General features: G+C 70.4%; 14 protein-coding genes. 6 read left to right on the plus strand and 8 right to left on the minus strand.

Translation table 11 applies throughout. From position 1 onward, the window contains the following. Positions 1-115: 115 nt before the first annotated feature. Positions 116-469: a DUF4190 domain-containing protein gene (locus tag NE235_RS17030; RefSeq protein ID WP_252803935.1), complete on the plus strand. Its 354-nt coding sequence runs from the start codon at positions 116-118 to the stop codon at positions 467-469. 112 nt (positions 470-581) lie between these two features. Here NE235_RS17030 and NE235_RS17035 read toward each other — a convergent pair whose 3' ends face one another. Further along, positions 582-1,025 carry a sterol carrier family protein gene (locus NE235_RS17035; protein WP_252803937.1) on the minus strand — a complete coding sequence of 148 codons (444 nt, stop codon included), beginning with the start codon at positions 1,023-1,025 and terminating at the stop codon, positions 582-584. Positions 1,026-1,233: 208 nt separating this feature from the next. On the opposite strand from NE235_RS17035, the gene NE235_RS17040 reads away from it, so the two are divergent. Continuing rightward, positions 1,234-2,433 (plus strand): S8 family peptidase, encoded by a 1,200-nt coding sequence (locus NE235_RS17040; protein ID WP_252803940.1) that lies wholly within the window; start codon positions 1,234-1,236, stop codon positions 2,431-2,433. A gap of 115 nt (positions 2,434-2,548) precedes the next feature. After that, the gene (locus tag NE235_RS17045; protein WP_252803942.1) at positions 2,549-3,202 is read left to right on the plus strand and encodes a class I SAM-dependent methyltransferase; all 654 of its coding nucleotides are present in this window, start codon (positions 2,549-2,551) and stop codon (positions 3,200-3,202) included. A 14-nt stretch (positions 3,203-3,216) separates the two neighbouring features. Here NE235_RS17045 and NE235_RS17050 read toward each other — a convergent pair whose 3' ends face one another. Both NE235_RS17050 and NE235_RS17055 read right to left on the minus strand, forming a co-directional pair. Continuing rightward, positions 3,217-3,837 carry a pentapeptide repeat-containing protein gene (locus NE235_RS17050; RefSeq protein ID WP_252803944.1) on the minus strand — a complete coding sequence of 207 codons (621 nt, stop codon included), beginning with the start codon at positions 3,835-3,837 and terminating at the stop codon, positions 3,217-3,219. Between the two features lie 122 nt (positions 3,838-3,959). Beyond that, positions 3,960-5,384 carry an MFS transporter gene (locus NE235_RS17055; protein WP_252803946.1) on the minus strand — a complete coding sequence of 475 codons (1,425 nt, stop codon included), beginning with the start codon at positions 5,382-5,384 and terminating at the stop codon, positions 3,960-3,962. An 81-nt stretch (positions 5,385-5,465) separates the two neighbouring features. Here NE235_RS17055 and NE235_RS17060 point away from each other — a divergent pair, with 81 nt between their 5' ends. Then, positions 5,466-6,137 carry a TetR family transcriptional regulator gene (locus NE235_RS17060; RefSeq protein ID WP_252803948.1) on the plus strand — a complete coding sequence of 224 codons (672 nt, stop codon included), beginning with the start codon at positions 5,466-5,468 and terminating at the stop codon, positions 6,135-6,137. Positions 6,138-6,181: 44 nt separating this feature from the next. Here the strand turns inward: NE235_RS17060 and NE235_RS17065 are convergent, their stop codons facing one another. Next, complete coding sequence (locus NE235_RS17065; RefSeq protein ID WP_252803951.1) at positions 6,182-6,781, minus strand: TetR/AcrR family transcriptional regulator; 600 nt, start codon at positions 6,779-6,781, stop codon at positions 6,182-6,184. Positions 6,782-6,909: 128 nt separating this feature from the next. On the opposite strand from NE235_RS17065, the gene NE235_RS17070 reads away from it, so the two are divergent. Together NE235_RS17070 and NE235_RS17075 are read left to right on the plus strand one after the other, a co-directional pair. Next, entirely contained in the window at positions 6,910-7,650 is a 741-nt protein-coding gene (locus NE235_RS17070; RefSeq protein WP_252803953.1) for an SDR family NAD(P)-dependent oxidoreductase, read from the plus strand. A gap of 18 nt (positions 7,651-7,668) precedes the next feature. Further along, entirely contained in the window at positions 7,669-8,418 is a 750-nt protein-coding gene (locus NE235_RS17075; protein WP_252803955.1) for an SDR family oxidoreductase, read from the plus strand. Positions 8,419-8,506: 88 nt separating this feature from the next. Here NE235_RS17075 and purL read toward each other — a convergent pair whose 3' ends face one another. The 4 genes from purL to purS form a co-directional block, all read right to left on the minus strand. Next, positions 8,507-10,846 carry a phosphoribosylformylglycinamidine synthase subunit PurL gene (purL, locus tag NE235_RS17080; protein ID WP_289848760.1) on the minus strand — a complete coding sequence of 780 codons (2,340 nt, stop codon included), beginning with the start codon at positions 10,844-10,846 and terminating at the stop codon, positions 8,507-8,509. Further along, the gene (purQ, locus tag NE235_RS17085) at positions 10,843-11,520 is read right to left on the minus strand and encodes a phosphoribosylformylglycinamidine synthase subunit PurQ (RefSeq protein WP_252803957.1); all 678 of its coding nucleotides are present in this window, start codon (positions 11,518-11,520) and stop codon (positions 10,843-10,845) included. The genes purL and purQ overlap by 4 nt, the downstream gene beginning before the upstream one ends. Positions 11,521-11,575: 55 nt before the next feature. Continuing rightward, positions 11,576-12,019 (minus strand): ATP-binding protein, encoded by a 444-nt coding sequence (locus tag NE235_RS17090; RefSeq protein ID WP_252803959.1) that lies wholly within the window; start codon positions 12,017-12,019, stop codon positions 11,576-11,578. Positions 12,020-12,152: 133 nt separating this feature from the next. Then, positions 12,153-12,395, minus strand: a complete 243-nt coding sequence (purS, locus tag NE235_RS17095) for a phosphoribosylformylglycinamidine synthase subunit PurS (protein ID WP_252803961.1) — start codon at positions 12,393-12,395, stop codon at positions 12,153-12,155. Between the last annotated feature and the right edge of the window lie 53 nt (positions 12,396-12,448).

Here is a 12,448-nt window from a genome sequence, read left to right on the forward strand (position 1 = left end):
AGGACATCGCCGGATCACCGGTCCTGCCGGAATTCACGGACGGCACGGTGACCGGCGCGCCGCGGCGACCGGCCGCCCGCCGATCGAGCACGATGGGCACGGGGGTGACCACGGAATGTATCCGCCGATACGCGAGACGCCGCCGCAGCGCCGGGGGCTGGGCATCGCCGCGCTCGTCCTCGGGATCGCGGGGCTCCTGACGCTGCTGCTGTGCGGGATCGGTGTCATCCTGGCCATCATCGGCCTGGTCATCGGCATCATCGCGGTCGTCCGGCGGAACGGCCGCGGCATGGCCGTCGCCGGCCTCGTCCTGTCGGTGATCACACTCGTCATCGCGATCGGCTTCGCCGTGTGGTTCTACGGCCGCATTCAGCCCTGCGCGGACCGGGCCCGTTACCCCACCAAGGCGGACCGCGACCGGTGCCTCGAGGAGCGCGTCCCCTTCCTGAAACCCAGCCCCACCCCCTGACGGGGCCACCGGGGACCACTTCGGCCCCCTGACGCGATCGCCGGGACCCGTACGGCCCCCTGACGAGGCCGCGGACCCGGACATCCCCTGACGACGAGGCGGGCCCGGCCCGCTACCCGCCTTCGTACGGCGTGACCGGCAGGTACGGCGACAGGTCGGCACGCGCGCCGCTCGCCGAGATCCGGTCGGCGGCGTCCGCCCAGGCGAGGCGGCCGGTGGCGAGCAGGATCCACGTCTTCGGGTCGGTCTCGACCACGTTCGGGGGCGTGCCACGCGTATGGCGGGGACCCGGGACGCACTGCACGGCGGCGTACGGCGGGACGCGCACCTCCACCGACTTGCCCGGCGCCTGCCCGGCGAGCCGTTCGAGCAGCAGTTTCACGGCCAGGCGCGCGGCGGCGCGCTCGGGCTCGGCGCCGGTGGCGTACGCGGTCACGACGGCGTCGACGAGGGCGTCCGCGAGGCGGGTGGCGGGGCCGGCGTAGGGCTCCTCGCCGAGTGCGGCGAGCTGGTCGTCGAGGGCGGCGCGTAGCCGCTCAGGTGTCGGTTTGGCCATGACAGGACAGACGCTACCGGGTGCGAATGACGCCCCTTCACCCACAGAACCCGCTAAATTGCCTTAGTCCCCCATATGCAACTTAGACCCATATGTCACAGGAGTACGGTCTTGTGGCAGTTTTGAGTTTCGCCGCCGGTGCCCCCTCCCGGTGAACGCCCCCCGATCTAAGGAGAACCCCCCTGTGAGGGTCCGAGCCAGAAGACTCGTGATCGCATCCTCCGTCGTCGCGCTGGGCGCGGCCGCAGTCCCGGCGTACGCCGCCATCACCGGGCCCGCGCCGCACGTCGCCGTCGTCTCCGCCTCCGTCTCCGCCGACGCGGTCCCCGGGCAGTACATCGTCACGCTGAAGCGTGCCGGCGCGCGCTCGTCGAAGCTGTCCGGATTCCACCGGATCCACGACTACGGCGACGGCTTCGCCGCGAAGCTCACCCCGGCGCAGCTGAGGAAGGTGCAGACCGACCCGAACGTCGCCGCGATCGAGCAGGACAAGATCGTCAAGATCCAGGGCACCACGCCGACTCCCACGCCGAGCGCCACCCCGACCACCGCGCCGCCGACCACTCCGCCGACCACTCCGACGCCTCCCACGAAGACCACCCAGAAGAACCCGAACTGGGGCCCGGACCGCATCGACCAGCACAAGCTCCCGCTGTCGCACTCGTACACCTACACGCACACGGGCAAGGGCGTCGACGCGTACGTCATCGACACGGGCATCGACACCACGCTCAGCCAGTTCGGCGGCCGGGCGGACTCCGTGTACGGCGGCAAGGGCGACTGTGAGGGTCACGGCACGCACGTGGCGGGCATCATCGGGTCGCGGACCTACGGGGTGGCCAAGGAGGTCAAACTGCACGCCGTGAAGGTGCTCGGCTGCAACGGCCAGGGGAAGATCTCCGACGTGATCGCGGGCATCAACTGGGTCACCAAGCACCACGCGTCGAAGTCGGTGGCCAACCTCTCGCTGGGCGGTGACAAGTCCACGGCCCTGAACAGCGCGGTCACCAAGCTGTCGAAGTCCGGCGTCTTCGTCGCGGTCGCGGCCGGGAACGACAGCGCCGACTCCTGCAAGTCGTCCCCGGCCAGCGCGGCGAGCGTCGAGGCGGTCGCGGCCAGCACGTCGACCGACAAGCGCGCCTCGTTCAGCAACTACGGCAAGTGCGTCGACATCTACGCGCCCGGCAACAACATCAAGTCGACCGTACCCGGCGGCACCGAGTTCGAGAGCGGCACCTCGATGGCGTCGCCGTTCGTGGCCGGCGTCGCGGCGCTGTACAAGTCGACGTACGGCCAGAAGAGCTTCGGCACCGTCCAGTCGTGGATCCACGCGCACGCCACCAACAACGTCATTCAGAAGAACAAGTCGAACACGCACAACCGCCTGCTCTACAAGAGCACCCTCTGACCTGATCGACGCGGGAGGCCGCCGTCCCGTCGGGACGGCGGCCTTCCGCGTGTGCCGGGAGGGCCGGTCCGGGTTCACGCTTGCACCGGGAGGACATCTCGTTGATCGTCGGTGTATGACGCCGACGCACGACGAAGACGCGCCGGACCTGCTCGCCGAGCAGGTCGCCTACTACCGGGCGAGGGCACCGGAGTACGAGGCGAGTGCCCTGTGGCCCCTCGGATCCGAGCTGCCGGAGGCGCTGGACGCCTTCCGGCCGACCGGCAGCGTGCTCGAACTCGCCTGCGGCCCCGGCATCTGGACCGACCGACTGCTCCGGCACGCCACGGACGTCACCGCGGTGGACGCGTCGCCGGAGATGCTCGCCCTCGCCTCGGCGCGGGCCGGCTCCGAACGGGTGCGGTTCGTGCCGGCCGACCTGTTCCGCTGGCGGCCGGACCGCCAGTACGACGTCGTCTTCTTCGGGTTCTGGCTGTCCCATGTCCCGCCCGAGCGCTTCGCGTCCTTCTGGGCGCTGGTGGCCGACTGCCTGAAGCCGGGAGGGCGGGTGTTCTTCGTCGACGACGCGTACCGCACCCCTGACGAGCTCATCGAGGGCGAGGAGTCCGCGACGATCCGGCGCCGGCTCGGCGACGGCACCGCCTACCGGATCGTCAAGGTTCCGTACCGGCCCGCCGACCTCGAGCGACGACTCGAACGCCTCGGGTGGCGGATCGAGGTCCATGCCACCGCGGGCCCCTGCTACTGGGGAGCGGGCGGCCGCGGATAGTCCCCGGAGCGGAGTCAGGCCTCTCTCACGTCGAGACCGAGGGCCCGCGCGATCACGATCGCCTGGTAGGGGTCGATCACCGCGCGGGCCAGGGCGGTGGTGTTCGGGTCCAGCGACGACAGGTCGCTGCCGCGCAGGTCGCAGTCGGACAGGTCCGCCTTGTGCAGCCACGCGCCGGAGAGGTCCACGTCACGGAACGACGCCTTCTGCAGCCGGGCGCCCGTGAGGTCGGCCTCCCGCATCCGTACGCCACGGAACGAGGACCCGCGCAGATCGGCTCCCGGCAGGCCGGTGAAGGACCAGTCGCCGCCCTCGACCTTCAACAGGCCGTACGTGCAGCCGTCGAACATGCCGCCGACCAGCTTGCATCCCGTGAGGGTGGCGTCGAAGAACGAGCACCGGACGAACGCGCAGTTCAGGAAGGCCGTGTCGGTGTAGGAGGAGACGTTGAACCGGACGCCCCGGAACGTGCACTCGGTGAACGCCGCGCCCTGACCGGACGTCTCGGTCAGGTCGACGTCGGCGAACTCGACCCGGGTGTACCCCTGCCCGGACAGGTCCCGGCCGTCCCAGTCCTCGGACCGGATGGTGCTCTCGGTGGGCGGCGCGGCCCGCCCGTGCTTGCGGTCGGCCATGGTGCTCCACTCCTCGGCTGCGCGTCCGAGTGACGTTATCGAAGCCGACCGACGGATGGGCGAAACCTGATCCCTGGCGCTCACCGTTCATAGGTGATCGCCAGGGACCGTGGGGGGAGGGGTCAGACGACCGGCTCTAGCATCGGTTCCCGCTCTGCGGGGGTCGCCTTCCGCGGGCGGAGGGCGTACAGGCTGAGTGGGACGCCGATGAAGACGATCGTGGCGCCGACCAGGAGGGCGAGCTGGTAGCCGGCCAGGAACGCGTGGGTCGGCGTGGAGCCGCCACGCAGGACCGCGGACTGGCGTGAGGTCAGGATCGCGCCGATGATCGTCACGCCCAGGAGGCCGGACACCTCACGGGTGGCGTTGAGCACGCCGGAGGCGGCGCCGGCCCGGTCGGGCGGGAGCATGCCGATCATCGCGTCGGTGAGCGGCATCATCGTGAAGCCGGAGCCGACCCCGAACAGCAGGAAGGCGGGCATCAAGTCCATGAAGTGAGCGCCCTCGCCGACGAACGCCACCATGACCAGCCCGGTGACGAGGAGGGTGAGGCCCCCGGCGACGGTGCGGTGCGTGCCCAGGCGGCGCGCGACGGACCCGGCGAACGGCGTGATGACGATCATCGTCAGCGCCATCGGGACGATGGAGGCGCCGGCCTCGGTCGGGGAGAAGCCCAGGATGTTCTGCAGGTACATGGCCGTGAACAGGTAGACGCCCATGACGCCGAAGCCCCAGAGGACCATGGCGCCGGCGCCGCCGCTGAACACCCGGTTCCGGAACATCGACAGGTCGACCATCGGGTCGGCGGCGCGCGTCTCGATGACGATGAACGCCGCCGCGGCGGCCGCGGCGAGGCCGAAGGCGCCCAGGATGAGCGCGGACGTCCAGCCCCGGTCCGATCCCTCGATCAGCGCGTACGTGACGGAGAACAGGGCCACCGCGGAGGTCAGCAGGCCCGGGAGGTCCAGGCGGCGGCGTACGGCCTCGGTGTCGCGCATCGATACCGCGATGATGGCGATCGTCACCACGCCCACCGGCACGTTGATGAGGAAGATCCAGCCCCAGTGCCAGTGGTCGCTGATGAGGCCGCCGGTGAGCGGCCCGAGCGCCAGGGCGAGCGCGCTGACGGCGCTCCACACGCCGACCGCCCTGCTCCGCTCCCGCTTGTCGGGGAAGGTCGACGAGATGATCGCCAGCGTCGACGGCGCCGACAGCGAGGCTCCGACGCCCTGCAGGACGCGGGCGATGATCAGCGTGGTCTCGTCGTTCGCGATCCCGGCCAGCAGCGACGCTCCGGTGAAGATCACCAGCCCGGTCAGGAAGAGCCGGCGGCGGCCGTACACGTCGCCGAGCCTGCCGCCGACCAGCATCAGGCCCGAGAAGACGAGGATGTAGCTGCTGACGATCCACTCCAGCCCGGACAACGACAGGTGCAGGTCGCGCTGGATCGACGGCAGCGCGACATTGACGACGTTGTTGTCCAGGTAGGTCATGAAGGTCGCCAGCGCCACCCCGGTCAGGGTCCACCAGCGTCGACGAGATTCCATCGGTCCCCGCTCCTATACGGCGTTCTTATACGATGTACATGTACGTCGTATAGGGAAACGTGTACGGCGTATAGTTGTCAAGTGGCCTCGACAGATGAACGGGCCCGGCTCAGCCGGGAGACGGTGGTGGACGGCGCGCTCGCGCTCGTCGACGAAGAGGGCCTGGACAAGCTGACCATCCGTCGGCTCGCCCAGCGGCTCGGCGTCACGCCGATGGCGCTGTACTGGCATTTCAAGAACAAGAACGAGCTGCAGACCGCGCTCATCAACCGGCTGTGGTCACTGGTCGACACCGACGTGGATCCAGCCGCGCCCTGGCATGCCCGGTTGCATGCGCTGGTGACGTCGGTCGTGGCCGTGCTCCGCGCGCACCCCAGCGCGGCCCAGCTGATGTTGAGCGTGAACTTCGAGGCGGCCCCACTCTGCTACGACTCGATGGAGACGGCCCTCGCGCTCCTCATCGAAGGCGGGTTCTCCGCCGAGCAGGCGGTCGCCGTCGGGCGGTACGGCCTGCGCACGGCGACCATGCTGGCCGTCGGCGACCCGAAGATGCCGCCGAACATGACCGCCGAGGAGATCGCGGAGGTCCACCGGCGCAAACGGGTCATGTTCGAGACGCTGTCTCCCGAGCGGTACGGCCGCGTCGTCGAGGCGGCGTCGGCGCTCGCCATCAGCGACCAGTCCGACGCCGACATCGCCCTCGGCATCGACCTGTTCGTGGCGGGTGTCCGGGCCCTGGCCCCGAACGGCTGACCCCCGGCGGAGAACGATCATCCGCCGCGCCGGGCGCCCGGGTTCTAAGCCCGGAGAGCGTCGATCAGGGCGTCGACGGCGGCGAGCGCGGCGGCCATGTCGAGTCCTGCCCGGGAGACCAGGGAAAGCCCCTGGACGGTGAACAGCAGTAGCCGCGCCTGGGCCTCGGGGGTGGCGTCCCGGGTGACCTCGCCGTCGGCCTGCGCGCGCCGCAGCGCGTCGGTGACGATCTCGATGAAGCGAGCGTGCGAGCGGGCCACGATCTCGCGCGCCTCGGCATCCTGCGGAACGAGCTCGGCGGTGGTGTTGCCGATCATGCACCCCTGCGGAACGCCGACGTCGGAGGCGTACTCGTGCGCCCGGGCCGGGTGGGCGAGCACCTCGCGCAGCGCGGGCAGCACCGGCCCGGCCGCCAGCGCCGTGACGAGCCGGCGCTCGTAGGTCTCCCAGTACAGCCGGGTCGCCGCCAGGTAGAAACTCCGCTTGTCGCCGAAGGCGCCGTACAGGCTGCCCCGTTCCAGGGCCAGCGCGTCGACGAGGTCCTGGACGGAGGTCGCTCCATAGCCCCGGGACCAGAACAGGAGGAGCGCGCGCTCCAGGGCCTGGTCCTTGTCGAACTCGCGGGGGCGTCCTGTCCGTGCCATGTCTCCACGGTAGGACTTTTTGACCGCACGCACAAAAATCCCTACGGTGAGGGCGAGAGTATTTCTTGAACGCTCGCACAGAAGTCGATCAGAGGTGCGGGCGCACGGCGGACGAGAGGCAGGACCCCATGGACTTCGCGGGAAAGACGGCACTGATCACCGGATCGGGCGCCATCGGCGGGCTCGGGCACGCGACGGCGAGAGTCTTCGCCGCCGGCGGGGCCAACGTGATCATCACCGGCACCGACCCGGACCGCGGCGCCCAGGTCGTCGACGATGTGCGGGCAAGCGCGGCCGGCTCCGTGCGCTTCATCCCCGCCGACCTGGCCGACCCCCAGGCCGTGCAGCGGCTGGCCGAGGACGCCGGGGCGGTGGACATCCTCGTCAACAACGCGGGCGTCGTCCCGTTCAGCGCGACCGCCGACCAGGACATCGCCACCTACGACGCCGCCTTCGCGGTCAACGTGCGCGCGCCGTTCCTCCTGGTCGGCCGGCTCGCACCGAAGATGGCCACGAGCGGGGGCGGCAGCATCGTCAACGTCAGCTCCACCGCCGCCCGCCTCGGCATGCCGCCGATGGCGGTCTACGGTGCCACCAAGGCGGCCCTCGAGTCCCTGACCCGCACCTGGGCGGCCGAGTTCGCCGCGTCGAACGTGCGCGTCAACGCCGTGGCGCCCGGCCCGATGACCACCTCCAAGGTGGTGGCGGCCATGGGCCCCGACCTCGGCGGCATGGGACTGACGACCGCGCTGAAGCGAACCGCCGACCCGGCCGAGGTCGCCCAGGTGATCGCGTTCATCGCCGGCGACCAGGCCGGCTACGTGACCGGCGCCGTCGTGGCCGCCGACGGCGGCCGGACCGCCATCTGAGTGAGGAGATCGAGATCGATGGATCGTCTTGCGGGAAAGCACGCACTGATCACGGGCGGGACGGGCGGCATCGGGCTTGCGACCGCCCGCGAATTCCTCGCCGAGGGAGCGACGGTCGCGATCACCGGCCGCTCGCAGGAACGGCTGGATGAGGCCGCCCGGCAGTTGGACGGCCCGCTGCTGCCCATTCTCAGCGACGCCGGCGACGTGCCCGGCCAGGCGGCGCTCGCGGCGCGGTTGCGGGAGGAGTGGCCGAAGCTCGACATCGTGATGAGCAACGCCGCCGACGTCACCCATCTCCCGATCGAAGACTGGACCGAGGAGGCGTTCGACAGGCTCGTCGCCACCGATCTCAAGGGCCCGTTCTTCCTGATCAAGGCCCTGCTGCCGCTCTTCTCGCGGCAGGCATCGGTCATCCTCGTCGGCTCTGTCTCCGCTTTCATCGGGCATGAGAACGCGGCGGTCTACGGTGCCGCCAAGGCCGGCCTGCTGTCCCTTTCCCGTGGGCTGACCCATGAGCTGAAGGACCGGGGCGTCCGGGTCAACGGGCTGAGCCCGGGGCCGACCGTCACAGACACGTTCAAGCCGCTCGGCCCGGAGCGCCAGGCCGCCATCTACGACGAACTCCGCCGGACCGTGCCCCTCCATCGCCTCGGCACCGCCACCGAACTGGCGAAGGCGGCCGTCTACCTCGCCTCCGACGAGTCCGCCTACACCGCCGGCACCGTCCTGCGCGTCGATGGCGGTATCGGAGAACTCGCCTACTGAGACAGGTCGTTCGCCGCGTCAGGGGGCCGAACGGCGCGAGGGGACGGCCGTTCGCCGCGCCGGGTGGTCGCCCGGCGCGGCGGATCGCTCAGCCGAAGAGAGCGGGCAGCGCGCCCTGGTGCACCTCGCGCAGCTCGCTCAGCGGAATCGAGAACAGGCCCGCGACCTCGAAGGCGTCGCCGCCGACCGTGCCCAGCCGGCGCACCGGGACCCCGGCGGCCTGGGCCAGGGCGGTGACCCGCTCCTCGTGCTCCGGGTAGACGGCCACGACGGCGCGCGCGACGGACTCACTGAACAGCTCGGTGAACGGGTCGTCCGGCAGGTCGACCACGCAGCCGAGGCCGCCACGCAGGCAGGACTCGACCAGCGACTGCGACAGGCCGCCGTCGGACAGGTCGTGCGCGGCGTTCAGCACGCCCTCACGGGCCCCGGCCACCAGCACCGACGCCAGCGCGGCCTCGGCGGCCAGGTCGACGCGCGGCGGCAGGCCGCCGAGGTGCTGGAACACGACGTGCGCCCACTCGGAACCGCCGAACTCCGGCCGGGTCTCGCCGAGCAGCAGCAGCGTGGTGCCCTCGACGTTGAACGACATCGGCACCCGGCGGTTCACATCGTCATGGACGCCGAGGACACCGATCACCGGGGTCGGGTTGATCGGGGTGGTGCCCGTCTGGTTGTAGAAGCTGACGTTGCCGCCGGTCACCGGGACGCCCAGCGCCTGGCAGGCGTCCGCGAGACCCTCGACGGCGCGCGCGAACTGCCACATCACGCCCGGGTCCTCCGGGGACCCGAAGTTGAGGCAGTTGGTCACCGCGAGCGGCCGCGCGCCCGTCGTCGCGACGTTGCGGTACGCCTCGGACAGCGCGAGCTGCGCGCCGGCGTACGGGTCGAGCCGGGCGTACCGGCCGTTGCCGTCGGTGGCCAGCGCGATGCCCTGCGGCCCGTCGCCGATGCGGATCAGGCCGGCGTCCTCCGGCATGGCCAGCACCGTGTTGCCGAGCACGAACCGGTCGTACTGCGAGGTCACGAACGACTTGTCGGCGAGGTTCGGCGAACCGGCCAGCCACAGGACGGTGTTGCGCAGGTCCTCCGGGGTGGCCGGGCGGGGCAGCCGGCCGGGGCCGTCGGCCTGCAGCTGCGCCAGGTCGGCCGGCACCTCGTACGGCCGCTCGTAGACGGGGCCCTCGTCGGCGGCGGTGCCCGGCGGGATGTCGACGATCGTCTCGCCGTGCCACGTCATCCGGAGCCGCCCGGTGTCGGTGACCTCGCCGATCACCGTCGCCGGGACGTCCCACTTGGCGCAGACCTCGAGGAAGCGCTCGACCTTGGCCGGCTCGACCACGGCCATCATGCGTTCCTGGGACTCGCTCATCAGGATCTCTTCGGGGCGCAGCGTCGGGTCGCGCAGCGGGACCGTGTTCAGGTCGATGTCCATGCCGCCGGTACCGGCCGCGGCCAGCTCGGTGGTGGCGCAGGAGACACCGGCCGCGCCGAGGTCCTGGATGCCGACGACGAGGTCCTCGTCGAAGATCTCCAAGCAGCACTCGGTGAGCAGCTTCTCCATGAAGGGGTCGCCGACCTGCACCGACGGCCGCTTGGCCTGCGACTCCTCATCGAAGGTCGCGCTGGCCAGCACGGACGCGCCGCCGATGCCGTCCGGCCCGGTGCCCGCGCCGAACAGAATGACCTTGTTGCCCGGCCCCGGGGCGATCGCGCGCTTGATGCCCTCGGGCTTGAGCACGCCGACGCACAGGGCGTTGACCAGCGGGTTCGCGGCGTAGCAGTCGTCGAAGACGACCTCGCCGCCGATGTTGGGCAGGCCGAGGCAGTTGCCGTAGCCGCCGACGCCGCGGACGACGCCGTCGAGCACACGGCGGGTGTCCGGGGCGTCCGGCGGGCCGAACCGCAGGGAGTCCATGACGGCGACCGGGCGGGCGCCCATCGAGATGATGTCGCGGACGATGCCGCCGACGCCCGTGGCCGCGCCCTGGTACGGCTCGACGTACGACGGGTGATTGTGCGACTCGATCTTGAAGGTGACGGCCCAGCCGTTGCCGACGTCGACGACACCGGCGTTCTCGCCCATGCCGACGAGCAGCGCGTCGCTCTGCGGGGCCTTGTCCCCGAACTGCCGCAGGTGGACGCGCGAGCTCTTGTACGAGCAGTGCTCGCTCCACATGACGGAGTAGATCGCCAGCTCGGCGGAGGTCGGCCGCCGGCCCAGGATCTCCCGGACCCGGGCGTACTCGTCGTCCTTCATGCCGAGCTCGGCGTACGGGAGGGGGAGCTCGGGGGTCTGCGCGGCGCGGGCGACGGAGTCGACCTCCGCGGGGCGTACCGGCGTGGGCTCGGTGGCCGCCTCGGCGGACCCGGCGGACCCGGCCCCGGTCGGCTCGACGCCGCTCTCGTTGCTGCTCTGCTCACTCATGCGGCGACCAACTTCTTGACGACCGAGGTGAAGAAGCCAAGGCCCTCGGTGGACGTACCGGTCAGGGCCTCGACCGCGTGCTCCGGGTGCGGCATCAGGCCGACGACGTTGCCCGCCTCGTTGCAGATGCCGGCGATGTCGTTCAGCGAGCCGTTGGGGTTGACGTCGAGGTACCGGGCCACGATCCGGCCACTGGACTCCAGCTCGTCGAGGGTCTCGGGGTCGGCGACGTAGCAGCCGTCCATGTTCTTGACCGGAATGACGACCTCCTGCCCCTCCTCGTAGTCGGTGGTCCAGGCGGTCTCGGCGTTCTCGATCCGCAGCCGCTGGGCGCGGCAGACGAAGTGGAGGCCGGTGTTACGGGTCAGGGCGCCCGGCAGCAGGTGCGACTCGCACAGCACCTGGAAGCCGTTGCAGATGCCAAGGACGGGAAGGCCGTCGCGGGCGGCGGCGACCAGCTTCTCCATGAGCGGCGCGAACCGCGCGATGGCCCCGGCGCGGAGATAGTCGCCGTAGGAGAAGCCACCGGGGAGGATGACGGCGTCGACACCGAGCAGGTCACCCTCGGCGTGCCAGAGGGACACCGGCTCGGCGTCCGCGAGGCGGACCGCTCGTGCGGCGTCCCGGTCGTCCAGCGACCCGGGGAAGGTGATCACGCCCACACGGGCTGACATGGGCACACTCCGATACAAGAACGGACTCGGGACGTGCCCTAGCCTATCCGGCGTTCTAACCTGCGGTTTTCAGGAGCTGGGGCTCCAGGAGCCGCATCGGTGACTCCTCCTGCCAGCTCAGCCGCTTCTGCAGGTAGACGACGGTGCCCGTGTCGGGACGACTGTCGAAGGTGACGTCGTCGACGAGAGCTCGCATGATCTTGATCCCGCGCCCGGATTCCGAATCGAGACCGACGTTCTTCTCCGCGTCGCCTCGGAAGCCGTGGCCGGTGTCGGCGACCTTCAGGACGCAGTGATCCCCCGCGATACTGGCGATCACCTCATAGTGGCTCGCCGAATCGACATGCTGCACCACATTCGTGCAGGCTTCGGATGCGGCCACGAGAAGGTCGGCGATACAGGCTTCCGAAACCCCCAACCCGCGCAACGTATCGCCCAGGACCCGGCGGATCACCGGGATGCTGAGAGTCTCACGCGGCAAGTCGAGTGAGAACTTCATATCCACCGGTCACCTCGTGTCATCTTCGACCCCTGACCTGGGGGTCGACCCCGTCTTCGCGATTCTTTCAACGAAGCTAAGGCTTCCCCGGCGGAAACTGGCGTAATCGCGCGACCGGGCTAACTTTGAGCGACTATTCGGCGCGCAGTTCGAACGTCTCGATGACGGGGTTGGCCAACAGCGTCTCGGCCATCTTCCGGACACGTTCCGTGGCCGCTTCGTCGGCCGGTCCGTCGACTTCGATCTCGAACCGCTTACCCTGCCGAACCTGCGTCACGCCTTCGAAACCGAGCCGCGGCAGCGCGCGGGCGACCGCCTGGCCCTGGGAATCGAGAATTTCCGGCTTGAGCATGACCTCGACGATGAAACGCGCCATGGGGACCCCCTCTGATCTGCAGCTACGGCATCGAAGCGTACGGCACGCCCGGC

Origin of the sequence: Actinoallomurus spadix (assembly GCF_024055725.1) — a bacterium.
GTDB classification, from domain to species: domain Bacteria; phylum Actinomycetota; class Actinomycetes; order Streptosporangiales; family Streptosporangiaceae; genus Actinoallomurus; species Actinoallomurus spadix.